The following is a 22,644-nucleotide window of genomic DNA, read 5'->3' as shown; positions in this document are numbered from 1 at the left end:
TTGTCTGATCGGAATTTTTAGAAAACGGATTCCTTTGTCAAACGATATTACCCAACATCAGTATAAAAGAAAGAATAAGCATATGTTGTTGAGAATAAAATCTTTGCATCTATTTGGTTTTATGTTTATATGTTGTCTGCTTTCATGCGGAGGTGAAAAACGTTTTAGCGCTAGGGTTCCCTATGCCATAGAAATTCACCGTTACAGGCTTTATCAACAGGCCGAAAAAGCACAGAAACGCCTGACCGAAATGGAGATCAATGCGTACTTGATTGCCAGTGAGACTGAGGATGAGGGACGCTGGTACCATCTGGTGGCCGGAGCAGAAAAGGACCTGGAAACGATGATGTCTCAAAAAATCGTTCTGGAAGATAAACATGGGTTACAAGACATCCGGATTGTCAATTTCAATAAACTTTCTTCTAACATGGTGGAAATGGGGGAGGTGCCCCAGGAACAGGTGGCTACGGTGGCTCCCAACCTACCGGAAGCGGGTAAACAATTGTTGGAAAAATTACCTTATTTATCAGAGTACCACCTGCGTTCTTTTACCTTGTTGATGCAACCGGACAGTATTTCTATTTTAAGTTTTCCTTCCGTCCGGGATCTTTTTTTGGATTTGCCCCGGGGAATTGCTCCCAAAGAATTATGGACAATGGGGAGTAGTTTGGCCGAAGTGGTGTACGAAGATGCCTTGATGGGACGTAAGCTTACGGTGCATGCACTGAAAACTTCACCGGAAAAAGTGACCCATGAGAACTTAATGGAATATTTTGCCCAGGTGATTTTGGATACCCGGGTGTATGAGTTTGAGGAAAAACTACCGGTAGAATCGGGTAGCTTTGCTACCTTGAAGGGGTATTTGGTGAATATTACCCCCAGACCGGACCAACTGAAACGCTACCTGCTACTGATGGACCCGGCCCAGGAGTATGTGTTCTTTATTCAAGATTCGGGAGAATCGGATAAAGTGATGAGAGAAGTGAGTGAATCCTTTGGCAAAGAAAATTTAAAGCACTATCTGGAATTCAACAATACCTTTCAAATGCTTCCGGAAACGGCTATGAACTCCTCTCTATTGGTCAGTAAGATTCAATTCATCGATGGCGGATCCAACCGGCATTTCCGAAGGTTTCGGGGGCATTATGAAGCTAAGTTTCGATTTTATCAACCGGGTAACGGACTATGGAAGCTCTCCTTTGGCTGGATGAACAACCCTGTGGTAAGCCAGCGGTACTTTGACTATAAGTATGCGGGAGTAAAAGCCCAGCAAACCGATACATTGCATTTGTACGGGCAGAATGCTTTATTGCATTATGCCAAAACCAGAGATGCAAAATCCAGGAAATATAGTATGCAACCCAGGCGCTTGCAGTTCTGTACGGATCTGTATGCCGGAGAGTATTATCAGCATGTGGGGATTGACAAAGAAACCTTGGAAAAAGAAGTGGCCGAATTTCAATTCGGGAAAGGCTTCCGGAAGACCGGATTTTTTGCCGGTTGGCTTTCGGGAGATTTTTAACCGGTTCATTATTTTATTCTACCAACAAATTCCCTAGATTTGCGAGTTGAAAATGAAGAGGTCTTCCACCATAGAGAATTGCGTAAGTTCATTGCTTGTAATGCTGCTCCTACTGTTGTTGAATCTAGGGCAGTGGACAGCATGGCAACAGAACACAAATACAAGCAAGCTATCGCCCATCGCTGTGCAGCAATCAGAAGATGCAAACAGCGATGAGGAAGAGCCGGTGTTTGTGTATAAGGTTTCCTATAACCTGTTGCAAACCACCCAGTTCTCTTTTGATTTTTTTAATAGGATTGATTCCGCATTCTTTTCCAAACCTCTCTTTATTTTTCTTAAAATAACTTTTGCTCCTTTAGCCTATCCTCCTTTATTAGAATATTTTCAAGTAATTTTGGAGTATATACTGGCGCCCAACGCCCCATAGCAAGCCTTTCTTTTACCCAGCTTTATCTTCCCTTTTAAGCAAAAGGAGGGGTTTTTTTATTTTTTTCGAGAGTTTCATTTCAAAAGATATTCAATTATGAGGAATAAGAACGGGATAGTTTTTCTCACGGTAATAGTCACATTACTGTGTGTATTTTATCTGTCGTTTACGTTTATTGCGTCTCGTATAGAGGGACAGGCAGATGAATTTGCCAGAGGAACAGACGGCAATGTCAACTATTTTAAGAAGCAAGAGTACCTGGATTCACTTTGGAACGAACCGGTATTTAACTTCTTAGGCATTAAAAAATTCACCTATAAGGAAGTTAAAGAAAACGAATTGAATTTAGGCTTGGACTTGAAAGGGGGGATGCACGTAACCCTTGAAGTCTCTCCGGCAGATATCATCATTGCCTTGTCAGGAGATAATGAAGATCCTAAATTCCGGGAAGCGGTGAAAGCTGCCGGAGAAATGCAAAAAGAAAGTCAGGCGAAATTTACCACCCTGTTTTTTAACGCTTTTGAAGAGTTGGCCCCCAATACGCCTTTAGCGGAAGTATTCTCTACCAGTGCCAACAGGGAAAAAATCGGCTTCGACACTCCTGACAAAGAAGTGCGCAAGGTGATTGATGCTGAGGTAGACGGTGCAATGAACCGGGCGTATGAAATTATCAAGACACGGGTGGATAAGTTTGGCGTCTCACAACCCAATATTCAAAGAATTCAAGGGACAGGAAGAATCCAAATCGAGTTACCAGGGGTGGACAATCCTAGCCGGGTCAGAAAATTATTGCAAGGAGTGGCCAAATTGGAATTTTTGGAAGTGTTTACTCCGCAAGAGTACGGGCCCTATTTGGATAAAATCAATACCCTTTTAGTAAAAAGACAAAAAGCCAATGAAAAGTTGAACGGAACCGCAGCCGAGCCGGAAGGTACAGTGGCTGAGGGAGGGCAGCTTTTTAGCGATAATGTTGAAGAAACCCTTAGTACAGATACGACTCAAGGGGAACTGTTTGAAGGACAAACTGCACAAAGCGATTCTGCCGCTCAAGCGGACTCGTTGATGAATGCTTTGCAAAGCCAAATGTCGGATTTGTACCGTTTGGCCAAGGGCGGATTGTCATATGAAGACCGGGACACAAGTAAAATTAACCGTATCTTCCACGATCCTGAGGTGAAAGCCATCTTACCTCCGGATATGAAGTTTTTGTGGAACATGAAGCCTAACGAAGGCCAAGACGGACAATTGACCAATATTTATCAATTGAATGTGGTAAAAATAGGTCGCGGTGGCAAAGCACCATTGACTGGTGAAGTGGTAGATGATGCCCGTCATAGCTTTGACGAATACGGAAGGCCAAGTGTTTCCATGTCAATGAACGTGACCGGTGCCAGAGAGTGGAAGAGGTTAACAGGTAAAAATATCGGGCGCCAAGTGGCCATCGTATTGGATGAGTTAGTGTGCACGGCTCCGGTAGTGAACCAAGAAATTCCTAGCGGAAGCTCTGAAATTTCCGGGAACTTTACGGTTGAAGAAGCGAAGGATTTAGCAAATATTTTGAAAGCGGGTAAACTGCCGGCACCTACCCGTATTGTAGAAGAGGTAGTGGTAGGACCTTCTTTGGGTGTGCAAGCGCAACAGCAAGGGATTGTGTCGATTCTGGTTGGATTGGGCTTGGTCGTCTTGTTTATGGTATTGTATTATGCCAAGGGTGGTTTTATTGCCAATATCGCATTGATCATCAATGTATTCTTTATCTTCGGGATTTTAGCTCAATTTAATGCGGCACTGACTTTGCCAGGGATTGCCGGTATCGTATTGACCATCGGTATGTCCATTGATGCAAACGTGCTGATTTTCGAAAGAATCCGGGAGGAGTTGAGAAAAGATGAGAAGAATTTATTGAATGCAATTAAACTGGGTTATGAGAAAGCGTTCTCTACCATTTTTGACTCGAACTTGACGACCTTACTCACCGGTGTGTTCTTGTATACATTCGGATCAGGGCCTATCAAAGGATTTGCCGTTACCTTGATTATCGGTATTGTTTGTTCTTTCTTCTCTGCGGTATTTATCACCAGAGTGATTGTGACATGGATGACTAAGAAAGGAAATGAGAGCAACCTTTCATTTGTGACGCCATTCTCCAAACGCATTTTAAGCAGTTCGAATTTTGACTTCTTGAGCAAGCGTAAGACGGCTTACTTCAGTTCGGCTGCAGTGATTATTGTAGGAGTTGTTTTGATCGTTACACAAGGCTTAAATTTGGGAGTAGATTTTGAAGGAGGTAGAACTTATGTGGTTCAGTTCTCTCATGATGTAGTACCTTCCAAAATGGAAGTCGCTTTGAAGAAAAACTTAGGCGAAGCCGGCTTGGATATCAAAACGTTTGGCAATTCGCAGACCGTAAAAATTACCACAAACTATATGGTAGATGACGAATCTACTGAGACGGATGAATTGGTCATGAGTGAAGTAGTTAAGGGGATTGAGGCGTTTACCGGAGATAAATTTGTTGCAAACCAAGAAGCCGTAAAAGAGGGAACATTTATGATTCCTAGTACTGCAAAAGTCGGAGCAACCATTGCCGATGATATTGCAAAAGCTTCTGAAACTGCCGGGGTATTCTCGCTGATTGCGATTTTTATTTATATTTGGGTGCGTTTCAGAAGGTGGAGATTTGGCTTGGGTGCGGTAGCAGCCTTGTTCCACGATTCATTGGTGGTGTTCTCAGCCTTTGCCATTGCCCGAGTGTTGGGTTTCTCTTTCGAAATCGATCAGGTTTTCGTAGCGGCAATTCTCACCATTATCGGTTATTCGATTAACGATACGGTGGTGGTATTTGACCGGGTGAGGGAAAATATTCAATTAGGTGGTGAGGAGTCTCACTTAAAAGACCTGTTGAACAAATCCGTCAACCAAACACTTAACCGTACGTTGATCACGTCATTTACCACATTACTAGTCGTGTTTATCTTGTTCTTGTTTGGTGGCGAAGTCTTAAGAGGTTTTTCATATGCCTTGTTAGTCGGTATTATTGTCGGTACGTATTCTTCAATCTTTGTGGCAACACCGATTGTTTACGATACTACCTTACTTTATCATAAACAACAAGCGAAAAAGCAGAAAGAAAAAGCTGCTTAAAAGCTTGTACAGCCCGCTTCGAGTGCTTGAAATAGCCGGGAGCGGGTTGCCTTGCTTAAGGCGGTAATACATTGAAAAAGCAAGAGGGCTTATGTAACTGTTACACAAGCCCTCTTGCTTTTTCTTTTATAAGTAAAGTTTTAAGAAATCAAATCAAGAAAGTCGGGTTATTGATTCGCGTTGAAGTATTCAATGTCAATATGTTCAATCTGATCTCCTTTCCGGAGTTTTCGCAGTACTTCAAAATCAGATGGTTTGACCAGACCAAAACATGTGTAATTTGAATCAAAGCTATGGACGAAGGCGTCATCCAGGCAAATCATAAATTGAGAACTATTGCTGTGGTGTGTTCCATGTACCATAGAAAGGGTTCCTTTTTTATGTTCTTGTTGCAGACCTGCCATCTCCGTTTTAATAAAATATCCGGCTCCTCCGGTACCATTATTGAAGGGGCAGCCTGCTTGAACCAGGATGTCCGGAATATGCTTGAAAAAACGAAGACCGTTGTAAAAGCCGGATTCTGCCAAGTCGCAAAAATTATCGACTGTAATGGGGGCTTCCTCTTCAAAGAGGACTGCGGTTAAGGAGCCTTGATTAGTCTTGATTTTGGCTTGCCTCATTCTCCATTGCCCTTACCTTCTTCTTCTCCTTCTTTTTGTTCTACTTCATCGGCAATCAAAAACTTGAATCCGATTCCGTGTACATTGATGATCTCTATTCCCGGATCGTCTTTTAAATATTTTCTCAAACGGGACATGAACACATCCAGGCTCCGGCCTTTATAGTAATCGTCATCTCCCCAAACTTCTTGCAGGATGAATTCCCGCTTAATCAGGTCGTTGCGGTGGATATACAAAAAGCGCAGTAATTCGGCTTCCCGGGTGGTTAACTTTCTTTCCTCTTCTCCAATCGTTAGCTTTTGATAGGGGAAGTCCAGAAGATATTTGCCAATTTGGATCTTTGTCTTTTTACTCTCGTTGTCTTCGGCTACTTTGGGTTGGCTGTTTTGCCGCTTCATGATGACTTCGATACGAAGTAATAATTCTTCCACATCAATAGGCTTGGCGACATAGTCGTCAGCACCAATACGGAATGCCTTGATTTTATCTTTGGGAAGTGTATTGGAAGACATGAAAAGAATGGGGATGTATTTATCGCGGTTCCGGATTTCTTGGGCCAGGGTGTACCCGTCTTTGTAAGGCATGTTAACATCGAAGATGCACAAATCAAACCTGTACTTGGAAAAGGCTTTCAAACCAGCGTTTCCATTGTCACACCATGTAATTTCATAGCCCCTCACATCGAGGTATTTCTTGACTACATTGGCCATTACACGGTCATCTTCACATAGTAAAATTTTAATACTGTCGACCATTTGATTTCTTAGTGTTAATGAGATTCTACAAATTGAATTACAATAATTCCACGAACTGAACTAATAACGTGCTCTTTTAAATACAGATTTTGATATTTATAATAAAAAAATACTTTTCCCTTTAATTTCTTACCAGAAATTTTGGGTATTTTCCGGCACTGATAACTAAATATAGTAAATATTATACAGTTTATGTATTTCAATAAATTGTAAGATAACCCAAGAAACTTATTGGTTTGGATACAGCAATAGTAATTGTAGTTGTATGGCTATTTCAGGCATAAAAGCGCCCGTGCTAATCTAGCATAAGTATAATTATCTGTAATTTAAGTTTCTATCTGGAATAGCTAGCCAGTTAAAAAAAATGCATTGACCAGGTTGAAAAAATTTCCGGGAATTGTTTAGTTGGCCTTTAATGGCAAGAATTCTCACTTTTATACCCTGTCAAGTCTTGCAAAGTACAGGTAATTTTAAGTGTATTTTGGTCAATCGAAAGGTAAATTTAATCAAAAATTGTTTTTTGAACAGGGTTTGTAAGAAACTTCGGTGAGATGATTTGTCTTTTTGTCTTTTTGAAAATGACCTCGGCAAAAAACTTTGCCATATAAAGGTTATTGAGTAAATCGGGTTGGTGTAACCAAAAGTAAATGCGATGTACTCCGGCACTCATCCAGTAGTGCAGGCGTCCGGCCCAGGCTTCGAGCCGTGTGTAATCACTTTCATGCAAATTGTTGCCTACAAAACGTATGGCAACGGTTCCGCAGGTAAGCCGCTGATGAAGCACATCTCTGCGGCCGGCTACATCCGTAATGACCGGAGCAATGTTCAATGCTTCCATACAATCAAAAACGTCATCGGCCAAAGGGTTGTCTCCCCGGAACCAGGAAGGGTGTCTAAACTCTATAGCCAAGGGTAAATGCTCCGGAAAGGCTTCCAAAAAACGAAGTAAGATCGGAGCATCAAATACAGAAAAATAAGGGGGAAGTTGAAGAAAACTGATTCCGTATTTCTCTTCAAAATGTGCGATAGCTTCGGTGAAGCTGTCAAATGCCGGGCTTTGTAAGCCCAGACCCGGTGCATGACTGATCTCTTGAAATACCTTGGGACAAAAGGTGAAATTATTTGTGGTTTGACTTTTCCATCGCCGAATGGTTTCCGGTTCGGGAACATGGTAATAGGAGGAGTTTAATTCTACGGTATCAAAATGTTTGGAATAGTGCTGAAGGAACTGATTGGCTTTGGTACCCGGAGGGTAGACTTTTCCAATCCACTCTTTGTTGGCCCATTGAGGACAACCCACATACAACTGTGTTGTTTGCGGCTGAGGCAGTTTTTTTAATAAGGATTGGGTTTGCAGGTGGTCATCCGGCAGTGAAAAATCCACTTGAGAGATGTCTTGTAATTTGCCAAATTCCATAGGAACCGTGTATAAAGAGGAATAAAGGCGAGTAAGAGCAGTGAAATATTGATACCCACTCGCCTTTTAGAAGGTTATTTTGTGATGACTTCCAGCGCTTCTTCAGGAGTGAGCAACTGCTGTTCGCCACTTTGCATATTTTTTAATGTCACTTGGCGGTTGGCAATTTCGTTTGATCCGGCCAAGATAACATAAGGAATATTTTTCTTGTTGGCATAGTTCATTTGCTTTTTGATTTTGGCCGCATCCGGATATAATTCTGCGTTAATTCCTGCTTGGCGGAATTGCTGTAATACCGGGAGGCAATAGCGTTCGGATTCCCGGTCAAAATTGATAAACAGGGCTGTGGTGATTTCAGAAGAATCACTCGGGAATAATTGCAACTCTTCCATGACATCATAGATCCGATCCACGCCAAAGGAAATCCCGACTCCTGACATACCGTCCAAGCCAAATACTCCGGTAAGGTTGTCATAACGGCCACCACCACTCACACTTCCGATCTGTACATTATTGACCTTTACTTCAAAGATAGCGCCTGTGTAATAAGTCAGGCCGCGGGCCAGGGTAAGATCAAACTCTACGGTAGTAGCATTGACTTTCATCAATTCCAGATAGTCAAATACCTCTTGCAGCTCTTTTAAGCCTTGCATTCCGGTTTCCGAGTTTTGAAATTGCTCTTTGAGGATGGCCAATTTATCAAAATTGTTGCCTGACATATTCAGGAAAGGCGCCAAAGCCTTTACGGCAGCCTGGCTGAATCCCCTTTGTATAAGTTCTTCGTTGACTTTTTCCAGTCCGATTTTATCCAATTTATCAATGGCTACACATAGCTCTGTTTGCCGGCCTTGTTCGCCAATTACCTCAGCGATTCCCTCCAATACTTTGCGATTGTTCAGCTTGATGGTAAAGTCTTCGATTCCCAGTTTTTCAAAAGCTTCATTGATCATTGCGACAATTTCCGCTTCACAGATTAGGGAATCCGTACCTACTACATCGGCATCACATTGGTAAAATTCACGATAGCGACCTTTGGCAGGGCGGTCAGCTCTCCATACCGGTTGGATTTGGTAGCGTTTGAACGGGAAGTTTAATTGTCCCCAGTTCATCACTACGTAGCGGGCAAATGGTACTGTCAGGTCATATCGCAAACCTTTCCCGGAAATGTTCCCGGTAAGATGTTTATACCCCTTTTCAAAATCCTCTACTTGGCTTTTGCTAAGAAAGTCACCCGAATTTAATATTCTGAATAAAAGCTGGTCGCCTTCGTCACCGTATTTTCCGGTGAGTACCGAAAGGTTTTCCATACTGGGTGTTTCCAGCGGTTGAAAGCCGTATTTTTTATAAACACTTTTGATGGTTTCAAAGATGAAATTCCGCTTTACCATTACCTCGGGGCCAAAATCGCGGGTGCCCCGGGGAATACCCGGTTTATTTTTTGCCATTGTCGTGAGTTGCTAAATTTACTTATTTGACTAGCAAAAATAAGAAGGCTGTCCTCTTCAAAAAAATAATCGGTAAAAAATAGGGACATTCTGATGAATGCCCCTGAAAAATGATAGATTGATGGCTCAATAACAGAGCAATCAGACATTTCGCAAGCCTATTGGTGAGTTGCCTGGCTTACTGTTCTTTGTTCAATGCGTTTTTCGTAATTTGATCCTTCAAAAATCCGTTGGACATATACTCCCGGTGTATGGATATGAGCCGGATCCAGGGTGCCTGCCGGTACCAGTTCTTCTACTTCTGCAACGGTGATTTTTCCGGCAGTAGCCATCATCGGGTTAAAGTTCCGGGCGGTTCCTTTGTAGATCAGGTTACCGGCAGTATCGCCTTTCCAGGCTTTGACCAGAGAAAAGTCGGCTTTCAGCCAGCGTTCCATCAAATACATTTTTCCGTCAAACTCCCGCACTTCTTTGCCCTCTGCCACTTCGGTACCAAATCCTGCCGGGGTGTAAAATGCTGGGATACCGGCTCCTCCCGCTCGTATGCGTTCGGCCAAAGTGCCTTGGGGGATCAAATCCACTTCCAGCTCTCCGGATAGCAATTGCCTTTCAAATTCGGCATTTTCTCCGACATAGGAAGAAATCATTTTTTTTACTTGGTGGGTTTGCAAGAGAAGGCCAATTCCGAAATCATCGACTCCGGCATTATTGGAAATGATGGTGAGGCCCTTGGTCTTTGCTTTGAGTAAGGCGGTAATGGCATTTTCGGGAATGCCACACAGGCCAAATCCCCCCAGCATGAGTGTCATATTATCTTGAATGCCTTTGATGGCTTGTTCGGCATTAGCCACAACTTTGTTGATCATGTCAGATGAGTGTTTATTGGTGATTAGTTGGTAGAATTCAGGTATTGTTATTTCGCAGGAAATGCATATTTCTTAGGAAGAAACCTGAGCCTTTGTTTACGAATAAATACCTTTTAAGTGTAAGTTTATATTTTATTTTTGTATTCCAATAAGGAAAAGAAGAAACATGCAATCATTTTAAAAATAAGAATTTCTTCAAAAGAAAGATAGAATTCCCTTTTAAATTTTTCACCTTTGCGAACAGGTGAAGTGGTAGCGGAATACTTAAACGGAGAGGGCCGCCATTGCATCTGAAATTGAATATTCATTCTATAAAATCATATCATTCAGTATGTCTTTTGAATTACAAGGAAAGCTTGAACGTATCTATGATACCCACTCGGTGACTGACCGGTTTAAAAAAAGAGAATTTGTCGTGATGATCCAGGACGGTATGTATCCCGAATATATTAAGTTGCAACTCACTCAAGACCGTTGTGAATTGTTGGATGATTGCGGTGAAGGCGATGAGGTAAAGGTCTTTTTCAACTTGAAGGGACGCCCTTATGACAAAGGGGGCGAAACGATTTATTTTACTAACCTGGATGCTTGGAAAATTGAAAAATCAGGCCAAGCGGCTTCTGCTGAAACGGGCGCGGTACAAGACAATCCTTCTACGAACGATGGTGGAGACGATGCTGCCGGCCTGACCTTTACAGAGGCGGGAGATGATGAATTACCGTTTTAGTCCGAATGTTACTGAGCTGGCTGGTAACCCAACTCAGACAGAATAAAAACACGCAGGCCCTGGGCGGAAACATTGCCGTAGCCGCCTTGGGCTTTGTGAATTATGCCGTATTGGCCCGGAGCCTGACACCGGATGTCTTCGGACAATGGGTGGTATTTTTAGCAGGCGTGTCTCTGATTGAAATGCTCAGGACGGGCTTGATTTTGCCAGCGTTGATCAAATATACGGCTGCTTCTTCGCACGAGTCACAGAAACAATACCGTCAACAGGCCTGGTGGATGGGCTGGGCGATTTCTGCCGGGCTTTCGCTTCTCCTCTTTGGTTTGGGCTTCTTTTCGGTTAATCCTTCGTTCCGGCTTTTTTTCCGCTTTTCCCCTTTATTTTTTCTGTTGTCTTTGCCCAATTATTTTATCGTTTGGTACTATCAGGCCGAAAGAGATTTTTTGCGATTGTTGGCTTTGAGAGGGGGGACTTTTCTATTGTTTACCACCGGAATTATCTACCACTACTTTGAAGGAAAAGACCTTGAATGGGTGGCTTACTTATATATCAGTTGCCATGGCATCGCCTCTGTAGCCGTACTGTTTGCCGAACACCGGAAGATTCCCTTTTCATTTGCCTTGCACCGCAAGTCTTTACAAAAGATGTTACACTTTGGGAAGTATAGCTTTGGCACCAGCGGGTTAATGGAAGTTTACAAGAACTTGGAAATCTATTTGATCGGCTTTTGGATGGGGCCTACTGCCGCTGCGCTGTACCATATCCCTTTAAAATTGACAGAAGGCTTTGAGTTGTTGTTGCGCAGTGTCATTTCTAACCTGTACCCTCTGTTGGCTTCGGAAGTCAATCAATCGCGTTTCGGGAGCTTTCAGCGGCTACTTCGCAAGTACATTCGCTTTACATCTCTTTTACATTTGGGAGTCGCTTTGGGTGTTTTCATTTTTGCCAACTGGATAGTGAATTTGTTGGGAGGCCCCCAGTATGTAAATACCCCGGCACCTGCACTGCTAAAAATAGTAGTATTCATGTATTTGTTGTCTCCCTTGGACCGCTTGAACGGAGTGGCATTGGATGCGGTGGAGCGTCCGGAATATAACTTATATAAAATGGCTTTGGCCTTGTTGGTGAAGGGGGGAGGTCTGTGGTTGGTCTTGCAGTTTTACCCCGGTTTAATTGCCGTGGCGATCGTGAGTTTTATGGCTCATCTTTTCAAAGCCCTCCTGAGTGTATATTATGTAAGAAAAATTTTGGAAAAATATAAAATTAGGATTTAGTGAAAACTTTTAGAGATGGTTTTTTAAATTATAATAGATTATTCCTCAGTTAGTAATAAAAAAGTAATAATATTTTTATCCCATTGGAAAACCATTTTGATCTTATGTAATGTTTTCTTAATATACCTTAAAATTGTCCGGCTTTTCATAGCAAAATTATTAACTTACATCCCTCAAAGTATCAGAGTAAGCACTCTGTGAGGTTCAGACACAGGGCATTTAGCTGGAAAACACACCCAGACATGTAACAGCGAATAGTGCATTTATTTTACAAGTCTAACCGCCTATGGAGTAGCTATACGGATTTGTATTTATTGAATATACCTTCTCTATGAAAACTGAAAAGTTATACTTCTTTTGTATTACAATGTTGGTGATTGCAGGTGTAACGGTCTGGAGTTATTATTTGTCCCCAACAGCCCCTGAACCCCCTGTGGAAGAAATGGTGGGTGAAGATTATGCCAAGCTTTATTTTGACCCTGTGCATGTTGTCAGCAACCAACAGATCGCCTCATCACTGGCAGCCAAGGGACAATTATTTACTTACCGACCCGCTAAGAAAAGTCCGTTGGATAAACAGGCTCCGGTATATGCCCATCTTGAAAAAGCAAACCAACAAACCCCGGCAAAATCGCAATTTGATGAACTATTTGGTAAAGGGTTAATTACAAAACTGAATTTTTTGTATCATGACACGTTGCTTTGTCCATCCGGTAAGCGATTAGTTCTGCAACCGGCCCGGAACACATTGGCAAAGGCCTCAAAAGTAGAACTTCTGGAACCAAAGGATGAATTGGGTCTTGCCCAAACGAATTATTTGAAAGAACATGCTTTTCTGGAAGTGGCAAAAGACTTGTACATCAAAATTTGGGAGGGGGATCAACCCTTGGCCTTATCGTTAGATAACATCCGGATCTTGCCTAATGCTCCGCAAGCTACCTCTCCGGCAGCCTTCAGTGTGGATCAACAAGAGGAATAAACGAGTCTTGTCTACAAACGCAATTGAGCGGAAAATTTTATTCCGAATTTATCCGCTTCCGGATGCAAATAAGTCAACCGGTGTATAAAATCTACTCGAATGAAACGGAAGATATTTTCAATTCCGTAACCTAATTCCACGTAAGGCTCATCACCCAAGCCTTTGAAAGGTTGTATCTCCTGGTTATTTTGGTCATGTGTAGGGATCAAGGCAAGATTTTTATCACTTACTTGTCCATAGAGGATATTGCCCGTCATAAAGAGTCGAGCATGTAACTTTCGCAATAAAGGAACTCTGTTGACTAATACGCCTTCAAAACGGTGAATTACTTTGAGCGATGAGTATTGATCACTGACAAACTCCAAAATATCCATCATGTTAAAAGAGGCATCGTTGTAGAAGAAAAAGGGATTTCCCAAATGTGCTTCCAGTAAGGGGTAAGGCAAGGTAGCGGGAATATAACCGGCTTGTAATTGATAGGTGGTTCGGCCTAAGCCGCCTAAACGGAAAGAATGGTTAATGCCTAATAAAAATTTATCGTAATTGAAATCACTGTTGATCACGCCTTTTATCCCCCGGATATACTTTAACGTAAAGATGGGCTTACCGTTCGTTCCCAAACTCACCCGGTCATTATCATCAAGAATAAACCGTTCGCTAAATGCTATGCGCAATTGATAGGAGGCTTCACTGGTCGTAAACGTGTTGTTGATCTGAGGGTCCTCTTCTTGGCCTCTGTACGCAAAATTGAACAAGGGTTGGAAGTTGCGGTGTCTTAAGGTAAAAGAATGTGAAAGTCCGGGGATAATTTGATGATTCAACCAAGCTTCATTGATGGTGTGTTTGTATGCGTTTCGCAAAGTCCCGAAACGGCTGGCGGCTTCAAACAAAGGAGAGTTATATTGGTCGCCCATATCTTTGTAAATACCTACCTGATCCAGGTCCACTTTATGCCTTATTCCCCCGACTGTCCAAGGGCTGCGGGAGAAGATGTACTTTGCTTCCAACTGGTACTTCCAAGCTTTGTCACGTGTACCGTAAGCGGCATACCCGCCAAAGATAAATTTCTTGCTGAAATTGATATTGGTTCGCATGCCTAACTGAAACCGGTGTCCTTCGATGTTGTTGTAGGCGTAAAGAGTCGGGTAGGGGCCAATGTCGATCTTGCCAAAAGACTTATATCCGTAAAATAAAATACGGGCAATCTCTACATAGGTCTTAATAGTAGGGAGGTTGTTAATCGTATCGATCATGCTGTACACATTGCGTTCGGATGGTGTGAGTTTTTCATGACGGTGTTGGTTCCAGAAATCCTCTCCGTTTTCAATCAATGCGTCTTCCGCCAGTTCCACATGCTGGTTAAAAAACTTACCGGGCATGGGTTGATTAATGACGAAGTTTTTGTTGGAAACGTAAAACTTGGCCAACATACCGGCCCAATCGTTTTTGATTTCTCCGATGTCCATCAACACCCGTGTTTTTTCCGGAAGCCAGGCTCCGGAGTCCTGCGCCTGAATCAGTTGTTGTTGGATTTTAATTTTTTCAATGAAGTTCAAATTGGCACTTTTACCGATACTGACATCAATTTGCTTTAATGCATAAGAATCGGTGGTAATCCACATGGTGCCTGCAAAGGCCAGATCTTCAGGTCTTTTGGGTTGGAAAGTGATGCGATAGCATTCATGATCGTTAACTATTTCCGGTTTGGGAGCCAGTTCATACTCGTAAAAAAACTTCCAACTTTCCGAGATGGGAGAAACAAAATCTTTTTGGGCAATGAGCATCCAGTTTTTATAAAAGTTATAATCCTGGAAGGTAGTCCCCAGAAGTTGAGAAACGGTACTGCCGTTTTCAATGCCTACCCCTGATATTTTAGACTTCAGGATTTTCTCTTTTTTGCGATTCAGGTTGGTATTGTAGTAAAATTCGGAAAGCGATTCGGAAATAAAGATAGGTAAGATCGGTTTACCATCTTCTCCGGCGATGTGTTCTATACTGTCAATGACATTGATAACCTTCTGCACTACTTTCTTTTTCTTAAATTTTTCACTGATATTGTCAATGTCAATTTCGGTTTTGGAATAGGTTTCATATTGATATGCCTCCAATGCACGCTTATCGTTGTACTTTTTCTGCTTAACTACATTTCGGAGAATTTCCCAGGCGGGGTTTTCGTATTCACCGTACACAATTTCAATTTCTTGTAAAACCTGAGCATCCGAAGTCAGTTGAAAATTGACGGTTTGTTTTTCTCCTTTTTTAATCTTTTTACTGATGGTTTTATAACCTACATAAGAAGCGGTCAGAGAGTCGGAAGGGGTAGACGTTTCAATTTTGTAAAATCCATCGAAGTCGGTAGTGGTTCCCGAAGAGGTGTTTTTAAAATACACATTGGCGAAGGGAATGCCATCACCCGTATCTGCATCAATCACTTTACCTTCAATCAGTGTTGTCTGTGCCATGCCGGGCACATAGCCCAATAGAAATACCAAGCAAGTAAACGGTAAAAAATGTTTGAATGTTAATGGGTTTAAGTGTATATGATATTTCATAAGTCTCTTTTGGGATGATAGGTTAGTCTAAAAGACAATTGACAATTCGTAATTGACATAAGTACAGTGTAATTGGTAATTTTATTTCCAATTACGGCTTGAGTATTTCAAACAAATATGTTGCAGGCTCGCTCAAAAGACGAGCCATATTTGTAAATAATCAAGTTGTCTTTCCATTGAGTATGTTTTTCGGAAACAAGTTACGGACTTATTTCATCCGCTTGTACCCGGTTTATTTTCCAAAATGGCTAACCATGATGAAGATAAAGGAGTGTAATTGTTTTGCATAACCTTATTGACGGACACGATTCCTTGGACATTCGTTGTAAAAACATGATCGGCCTGATGAAGTACCTCGGCCTTTTCTTCTACCTCTTGATAGGGAATACCATGTGTTTGTAAAGACCGTAGTAAGTTTTTGCGGAAAATACCTGAGACACACCCCGTCTGTATACTGGGTGTATAAAGACAATCACGCTTGATCCAGTACAAATTACTGGCAATGCATTCTGAGAGATACCCCTGTTGGTTGAGCAGTATCAGATCGTCATAAGGAGATTGTTGTTTTTCAATGCCGGCCAAAATATAAGGCAACGCATTGCAAGTTTTAAATTGAGACCAAAGGGAAAAGGTTACTTGCGAAGTTTGGCTGATTCCCAAGTGAATTGGGTGATGAGTTGTTACTCCAGGACGAGAGCGTAAACTGATCAAGATATTAAAGTCATTGCTTTGAGGGCTGTATTTGCCTCCTTCTTTCCGCCATACTTGGATTTTTACCGTGGCTTGTTCTTCAATACGGTTGTATTGGACTAGTTGCAAGATGTGTTGAAAGATCAGGTCTGCATCCAAGCGTTGTAAATTGTCAAAAGAAAAGGCTTTCATACCGCTGCGGAGCCGGTACATATGATCTTGAAAATAGCAGACTTTCCCGTATTGAAATACCATTGTTTCAAACAAACCGTCTCCATACTGAAAAGCCCTGTCAGAGTAGGGGATTTTCAGTTCTGTGCTGGGTATCACCCGGAAATTGTAACTGATATGCATGTTTTTGAAGTAAGATACGAAGAGTTGAAACCTCGATAAAGTCCTATATGCAAGTAGCTGGTTTGTATCCGAAATGCACAATAAAGAAGGCCGTCCGAAAAGTCAGATAAACATAGAATGCCACGAAATCCGTTATTGCAGTGTGAATAGATCTGTCTTTTTAGGCAGTCACTGTCAACGGATGTTTCTCAAGGCTCGTTTGGATTCCTTTTCTTTTATATCTTGTCGTTTATCATAAAGCTTTTTTCCTTTGGCTAAAGCTACCTCCAGCTTGGCAAAACCCCGGTCATTGATAAATAAAAACGTAGGTATAATGGTAAGCCCCACATCTTTGGATTTTTCTTCCAGTTTGCGCAACTCTCTTTTGGTAAGTAATAGTTTGCGGTCAGCCTTGGCTTCGTGATTGATCATGGTACTGAGCGCATAAGGCGAAATATGCATGTTTTTGACATACAATTCCCCTTTGAAAAAATAACAATATGCATCGGACATATTGACTTTTCCTAAGCGGATAGATTTGATTTCGGTTCCCTTCAATACTATCCCCGCAGTATATTTATCCAGAAAAGTATATTCGTGAGAAGCCTTCCGGTTTTTAATACTGACCTTCTTCTGTAGTTCTAGTTTTTTACCTGCCATTGTTTTAATCGTCCATTATTAATTGTGAATAGAGAGGTGCTTGATCACGGATATTTCCCTATCCTGTATTTCCCCTATAGGCGGTACAAAGTTAACCTTTATATGGTAAATGAGGAAGAATCTCATTACCTTGTAGGATTGGCACAATATCGAATTTATCAATTTTACTGCAAAATTGCACATCTTCTGCTCCATTTAAACGTCCTAAACGCTTGACATGGGAAGAGTTTTGCAGAAATCCGGCAATGTCTTCCCGGGCTTGTAAAAAGAGCTGTCTGGCAGCTAGGGAAGCATCACAATTCATTTCTACTTCTTGGGCAAGTTGTTCCGCTACTGCTCCGGCAAATAAGGTGTCTTCCATGTTGAACCGGTTTTTCCAACCTGCACAAAACAGTACTATATCTTCTTGCTTGTGTTGTAGATATTTTACAATCGCACTGAGGTTCAAAAAGCTGCCAATGATAATTTCTTTGGCGGGTAAGGACTTTTTTATTGCCTGTGTTCCGTTAGTGGTGGTAATGACCACGGACTTGCCTTGACATTCCCTGGCCATATAATTAAAAGGAGAGTTGCCTAGGTCAAAACCTTCAATCTTTTTCCCGTTGCGTTCCCCTGCAACTAAAAAGCCTTTTTGGCGATAAGAGAGTGTTTCTTCTATCGTGGCGACCGGTACAATCTTTTCTACACCGGTGGCCAGGCCTGCCGTAATGCATGAAGTGGCCCTCAGGATATCGATCACCACCACAATTTTTCCTTCCAACTCATGAAGATCTACCAAGGCTGGTGACAAACAAACTTCCAGATTCCGCATTTTCTTATCCTTTTTATTTAGTTTATACATATACCAGAGGGGGCTTAAAAAAGTAAAACCCGCCAAGCTGTTTATAGTCGCCAGGCGGGTTTCATTAAGTTGACACGGTGGAATGTAATTCTTTCCATTGTGTGCTTTAGCATAGGTCCTTTTGCTGTTATAAGGCTGTATTGTGCTCCTTGAGTCGCGAGTCGAATAATCAATTATCGCTCCAGGGGTCAACCTTTTAACAAGAGGTATATGCCTTTATTTATAAAATCCGGTCTCGGAGTATCGGCATACTGATGCAATGCGAGCCTCCTCTGGCTCTGGAGAGCTCTCCAGAAGGCAGCAAAATTAATGTATTTTCAACTTCTTCCGGTTGAATTTCATCATTTTCGAATTTTTGAATTAAATCTTCTGCCCGGATGATGTCAAAACCTTTTTCCTGGAATGCCTCAGCCGTTTTATCGTTCCGGTCGTAGCCAATGACAACGCCTTCCTTCACTGCCAGCACGTTACAAGAGTCCGTCCACTGCTCACGTTGGCCGTAAGGGAATTCTCCACCACCTGACCAAATAAACTCTGTAGGTTCGGTGCTTTTCAGGTCTTTTTGGCTAATGTCGTCCAATAAATCTTCCAGGGATTCGAATTTTCTAGGATTGCCTTCTTTACCTTTTTCAAATTGTACCAGTTCCAATTTGATGGTTTCCGGAGGATGGCCCAGGCCTTCCAAAAGCTCTCTCCGGTCCATCTCCTTGCCATATCTTGAGAAGGGACCGAAGATCACCCACATGTTTTTCTTCACTTGGGTAAAAGTGGTATCGATGTGCATGTAGGCCCTGCGCTTAGGGATTTTTACCATAGTGACTTTGTCCACCACGTTGCGTTCAAACAACTCATGGATCACTTGGTTGATGGCATGTATGGTAGTTCTTTCACTACAGCCGATCAACAAATGATTTGGGGCTACGGTCATTACATCGCCTCCTTCTACAGTTACAGCCTTGAAAGGCTTTTCTTCGTCATCCAAGAGGAAGAATTCATCCAAATCGGTGATTTCAATGATATTGTTGCGGTATTCGGCAAAATGAGGGTGGTTGAAAAGGATGAATTTTGTAAGAATACCTTCCCGGGTACGGGCTTGCTTGGCCGGCCGGGTAAGCATGATATGCTTGTTGATGGTGATCCCAATGTCCCGAGTAAAAATAAAGTTGGGAACCGGGCCGAAAATCATTTTGCCATCCGGCAATATTCCGGTGATCAAGGTGATGGCCAGGTCAGAAGGAGGCAATGCATGCAGTTGGGTTTGAATTGCATACGAGACCCGCTCATGAGCACAGACTGCGGCTACCAAGCGGTCTTTGATTTCTTTGGAATCCAGGATTTGGCTTAATAGAAACTCCGGGTCCACTACTTTATCGGAGTTGAAGTAGTCCGGATGACTGGGTTTGTAAAAAGCGCGATTGTTTTTAGGATCATCGATTTCCTGAAGCTTGCCTTTGATTTTGCCAGGATCCAGAAAGTACAATAAAGTTTTTACGTAATAATCGTATTCTTTTTTGCGCATCGTTTCCAAATGGACGATATCTTCAAAAAGCCAGTCTTGGGCTTTGGTCGGAATGATTTTGCCTAATCCTTTGTCCGGGCTGTGAATGATGACCCGCCTTAATCTGCCGACTTCAGAGTCGACATGGATCCTTTGTGTGTCATTGGTCTTTTCCATAAAACAGATAGACTTATTTTTATAATTTTGGTGATTTTTATTTCGCTGTTTTTAAGTAACAGAAGAGGTATTTAGAGTTAATCAGGAACTGATCAAGTCATGCATTTGTCTGTTCCCATCAGCTCCAAGCAAAGAAAAAAATGCATTTTTCATTGAAAAATACATCCGTCATAATTTATCGGTTGCAGGCAAAAATACACTTTCCTTTCCTTCTTTCCTCCTTTTATATCAAAGCCCACAAAAATCGCAGAATTCAGCAGAAAAGAAAAGTTTTTGTTTAGCGAAAGTTGAAACCTTAGCGAAATTTCGTTTCTTTTAAAAAAGAGGTATAACTTTGAGGAAATTTATTAAAAGAGACTGATTTTGGTCATTTAATAAATTTCGGCCCGATTGTTCTTTTGTCGATGAGAAAGGGCCTTAACCATAAAACAAAATTCACACATAAAAACTCATGATTAACATATTGTCAACTTCAAAACTTTTTTCATCATGAAAAGAACGAACTTTAAATCAGTATTGAAAGGTCTTGAAGAGATGGGAATCCATTATGCAAGCGGAGTACTATGGAACCTAAGTCCTGCCGAGCTGGTGGAAGAATCCATTCGAAACCGGGAAGGTACCTTGACCAACAGCGGAGCTTTAATGTGTGACACAGGAAAGTTTACCGGCCGGTCACCGAAAGACCGCTTTATCGTGAAAGATGAGTATACTGCTGATAAAGTATGGTGGGGGGATATCAATATACCTTTTGATCCGGAAAAATTTGATCAATTGTATGAAAAAATGATTGATCATCTGGTTGGCAAAAAGTTATATATCCGTGATGCCTGTGTTGGGGCAGATCCGGAATACCAAATGAAGGTCCGGGTGATTGATACGCAAGCCTGGCATAACTTATTCTGCTACAATATGTTTATCCGTCCGGATAAGTCAGAATTGGCTGAGTTTACTCCCGATTTTACCATTTTGGCCATTCCTGATTTTAAAGCGGATCCTGAAGTTGACGGTACCCGGCAAAGTAATTTTGCGATTATAAACTTTACGAAGAAGGTGATCTTGGTAGGAGGGACCGGCTATACCGGTGAAACGAAAAAGGGAATGTTCAGTGTCTTCAATTTCTTATTGCCGGAGCAAAAGCATGTATTGTCTATGCACTGCAGTGCCAATATCGGAGAACAAGACGATGCGGCTATCTTCTTTGGACTTTCCGGTACGGGAAAAACCACCCTTTCTGCCGATCCGTCTCGTAAGTTAATCGGGGACGATGAGCATGGCTGGACCGAGAAAGGTATTTTTAACTTTGAAGGGGGCTGCTATGCCAAAGTGATTGATCTTTCCAAAGAAAAAGAACCGCAAATTTACGGAGCGATTAGATTCGGGGCTTTATTGGAAAATACCCGTTTCTTACCGGGAACTCATGAAGTAGATTATACCAATAGTGAAGTTACCGAAAATACCCGGGTGTCTTATCCATTGTACCATATTGACAATGCCGTAGAGCCATCCGTAGGCGGACATCCGAAAAACATCTTCTTCCTGACTTGTGATGCGTACGGTGTATTGCCCCCGGTTTCCAGGTTGAGCAAGGGGCAAGCTATGTATCACTTTATTTCCGGATACACAGCCAAAGTAGCCGGAACCGAAGCCGGAATCACAGAGCCGGTATCAGTTTTCTCTGCTTGTTTTGGAGCTCCTTTTATGCCTTTGCATCCTACTAAATATGCGGAATTATTAGGAGAAAAAATGGAAGATCACCAAGTAAATGTATGGTTGGTGAATACCGGATGGTCAGGCGGACCTTACGGGGTCGGAAGCCGGATTTCCTTGCCTTATACCCGTGCGTTGATTACGGCGGCACTGGAAGGAAAACTGGACAATGTGGAATACAAAAAACACGATGTGTTTGGAGTGGCCATGCCAACGACTTGTCCGGAAGTACCGGCTGAAATCCTCGATCCGATTCAAACCTGGCAAGACAAAAATGCTTATTATGAAAAGGCCAACTTATTGGCCAATTCGTTTAATAAGAACTTTACAAAATTTTCCGAATATGCCAATGAGGAAATGCTGGATGGAGCACCGAAAGCGAAAGAATTGACGTAGGAAATTGCTTGTGAAATTTGAATAAAAAAGGAGAGGCTTGTGTGAACGGGCTCCTCCTTTTTTAATTAAAACAGAAACTATTTTATCATTCGGATGAGTTAGTCTCTTGAGTTGAGTGATAATATTCAAAACTTTTGGACAAGGTGAGACCTTCATATACCTTCGTTAATTTCATTGTCTTCTCGTCAATTTTCTGCCCGTCTCGAAAAACCGTAAGTGTCACGGTGGTGTGATCACCTTGTTCTACTTTGCCGATCCATGACAACTCAATATCAATGGAGATTTTTTTCTCGTCATTTTTAGTGATAAAAGTATATTCTGAGTCGGGTAGATAATGATTGGAAAGGGTACCGTTTACTTCTTCTTTGGTTTTCGCATTGATGTATGTCTCATTCAAGGTCAGTTTTCTCATAGCGAGAGTATAATTTCCTTCTTGCTTGTATACTATTTTATAGGTACTGTTCTCTTTTACCGGTTCCGGGTCCGGATTGACCCCATCATCGTCATCATTATTACACGAAAACATAAATAAGAGTGCAGGGATAAATAAGAAATACAAGATGCGTGTTTTCATTTGTTTTGTTTTAATTGATTGAATTTCCCTGTTTGTATTT

18 protein-coding genes are annotated in these 22,644 nt (G+C 41.9%); 7 read left to right on the top strand and 11 right to left on the bottom strand.

The window, feature by feature from the left end; all coding sequences use genetic code 11:
* The first annotated feature begins 34 nt into the window (after positions 1-34).
* The 3 genes from AAG747_RS25020 to secDF all read left to right on the top strand — a co-directional run bounded on the left by AAG747_RS25020 (position 35) and on the right by secDF (position 5,093).
* Entirely contained in the window at positions 35-1,522 is a 1,488-nt protein-coding gene (locus AAG747_RS25020) for a hypothetical protein (protein WP_346823988.1), read from the top strand.
* Between the two features lie 100 nt (positions 1,523-1,622).
* Positions 1,623-1,949, top strand: coding sequence for a hypothetical protein (locus AAG747_RS25015; protein ID WP_346823987.1), 327 nt, complete (start codon positions 1,623-1,625; stop codon positions 1,947-1,949).
* A 96-nt stretch (positions 1,950-2,045) separates the two neighbouring features.
* On the top strand, positions 2,046-5,093 hold the full coding sequence (secDF, locus tag AAG747_RS25010) for a protein translocase subunit SecDF (protein ID WP_346823986.1): 3,048 nt from the start codon (positions 2,046-2,048) through the stop codon (positions 5,091-5,093).
* A 167-nt stretch (positions 5,094-5,260) separates the two neighbouring features.
* Here the strand turns inward: secDF and AAG747_RS25005 are convergent, their stop codons facing one another.
* The 5 genes from AAG747_RS25005 to AAG747_RS24985 all read right to left on the bottom strand — a co-directional run bounded on the left by AAG747_RS25005 (position 5,261) and on the right by AAG747_RS24985 (position 10,196).
* Entirely contained in the window at positions 5,261-5,713 is a 453-nt protein-coding gene (locus tag AAG747_RS25005) for a peptidylprolyl isomerase (protein WP_346823985.1), read from the bottom strand.
* Positions 5,710-6,468, bottom strand: coding sequence for a response regulator transcription factor (locus AAG747_RS25000; protein WP_346823984.1), 759 nt, complete (start codon positions 6,466-6,468; stop codon positions 5,710-5,712). Before AAG747_RS25000 ends, AAG747_RS25005 begins: the two co-directional genes overlap by 4 nt.
* Before the next feature lie 502 nt (positions 6,469-6,970).
* On the bottom strand, positions 6,971-7,885 hold the full coding sequence (locus tag AAG747_RS24995) for a DUF72 domain-containing protein (RefSeq protein ID WP_346823983.1): 915 nt from the start codon (positions 7,883-7,885) through the stop codon (positions 6,971-6,973).
* A gap of 74 nt (positions 7,886-7,959) precedes the next feature.
* A complete protein-coding gene (hisS, locus tag AAG747_RS24990) occupies positions 7,960-9,330 on the bottom strand; it encodes a histidine--tRNA ligase (RefSeq protein WP_346823982.1) in 1,371 nt (456 codons plus the stop codon).
* A gap of 158 nt (positions 9,331-9,488) precedes the next feature.
* Positions 9,489-10,196 carry a CoA transferase subunit A gene (locus AAG747_RS24985; protein WP_346823981.1) on the bottom strand — a complete coding sequence of 236 codons (708 nt, stop codon included), beginning with the start codon at positions 10,194-10,196 and terminating at the stop codon, positions 9,489-9,491.
* 331 nt (positions 10,197-10,527) lie between these two features.
* Here AAG747_RS24985 and AAG747_RS24980 point away from each other — a divergent pair, with 331 nt between their 5' ends.
* From AAG747_RS24980 to AAG747_RS24970, 3 genes are all read left to right on the top strand, one after another.
* Positions 10,528-10,923, top strand: coding sequence for a DUF3127 domain-containing protein (locus AAG747_RS24980; protein WP_346823980.1), 396 nt, complete (start codon positions 10,528-10,530; stop codon positions 10,921-10,923).
* Positions 10,924-10,928: 5 nt separating this feature from the next.
* The gene (locus AAG747_RS24975) at positions 10,929-12,197 is read left to right on the top strand and encodes a lipopolysaccharide biosynthesis protein (protein WP_346823979.1); all 1,269 of its coding nucleotides are present in this window, start codon (positions 10,929-10,931) and stop codon (positions 12,195-12,197) included.
* A gap of 331 nt (positions 12,198-12,528) precedes the next feature.
* Positions 12,529-13,176 carry a hypothetical protein gene (locus AAG747_RS24970; protein WP_346823978.1) on the top strand — a complete coding sequence of 216 codons (648 nt, stop codon included), beginning with the start codon at positions 12,529-12,531 and terminating at the stop codon, positions 13,174-13,176.
* 11 nt (positions 13,177-13,187) lie between these two features.
* Here AAG747_RS24970 and AAG747_RS24965 read toward each other — a convergent pair whose 3' ends face one another.
* From AAG747_RS24965 to AAG747_RS24945, 5 genes are all read right to left on the bottom strand, one after another.
* Positions 13,188-15,728: a DUF5686 and carboxypeptidase-like regulatory domain-containing protein gene (locus AAG747_RS24965; RefSeq protein WP_346823977.1), complete on the bottom strand. Its 2,541-nt coding sequence runs from the start codon at positions 15,726-15,728 to the stop codon at positions 13,188-13,190.
* Positions 15,729-15,941: 213 nt separating this feature from the next.
* Positions 15,942-16,772, bottom strand: coding sequence for an aminotransferase class IV (locus AAG747_RS24960; protein ID WP_346823976.1), 831 nt, complete (start codon positions 16,770-16,772; stop codon positions 15,942-15,944).
* A gap of 174 nt (positions 16,773-16,946) precedes the next feature.
* Entirely contained in the window at positions 16,947-17,411 is a 465-nt protein-coding gene (smpB, locus tag AAG747_RS24955; RefSeq protein ID WP_346823975.1) for an SsrA-binding protein SmpB, read from the bottom strand.
* Positions 17,412-17,502: 91 nt separating this feature from the next.
* Positions 17,503-18,252 (bottom strand): 2-phosphosulfolactate phosphatase, encoded by a 750-nt coding sequence (locus AAG747_RS24950; RefSeq protein ID WP_346823974.1) that lies wholly within the window; start codon positions 18,250-18,252, stop codon positions 17,503-17,505.
* A 220-nt stretch (positions 18,253-18,472) separates the two neighbouring features.
* Positions 18,473-19,927, bottom strand: a complete 1,455-nt coding sequence (locus AAG747_RS24945) for an arginine deiminase family protein (protein ID WP_346823973.1) — start codon at positions 19,925-19,927, stop codon at positions 18,473-18,475.
* A 489-nt stretch (positions 19,928-20,416) separates the two neighbouring features.
* On the opposite strand from AAG747_RS24945, the gene pckA reads away from it, so the two are divergent.
* Positions 20,417-22,030, top strand: coding sequence for a phosphoenolpyruvate carboxykinase (ATP) (pckA, locus tag AAG747_RS24940; RefSeq protein WP_346823972.1), 1,614 nt, complete (start codon positions 20,417-20,419; stop codon positions 22,028-22,030).
* 85 nt (positions 22,031-22,115) lie between these two features.
* Here pckA and AAG747_RS24935 read toward each other — a convergent pair whose 3' ends face one another.
* Positions 22,116-22,604 carry a beta-barrel fold lipoprotein gene (locus AAG747_RS24935; protein WP_346823971.1) on the bottom strand — a complete coding sequence of 163 codons (489 nt, stop codon included), beginning with the start codon at positions 22,602-22,604 and terminating at the stop codon, positions 22,116-22,118.
* Positions 22,605-22,644: the final 40 nt, after the last annotated feature.

This window comes from Rapidithrix thailandica (assembly GCF_039710355.1).
Lineage (GTDB): Bacteria > Bacteroidota > Bacteroidia > Cytophagales > Flammeovirgaceae > Rapidithrix > Rapidithrix thailandica.
This window is presented reverse-complemented; position numbering and strand designations above follow the sequence as displayed.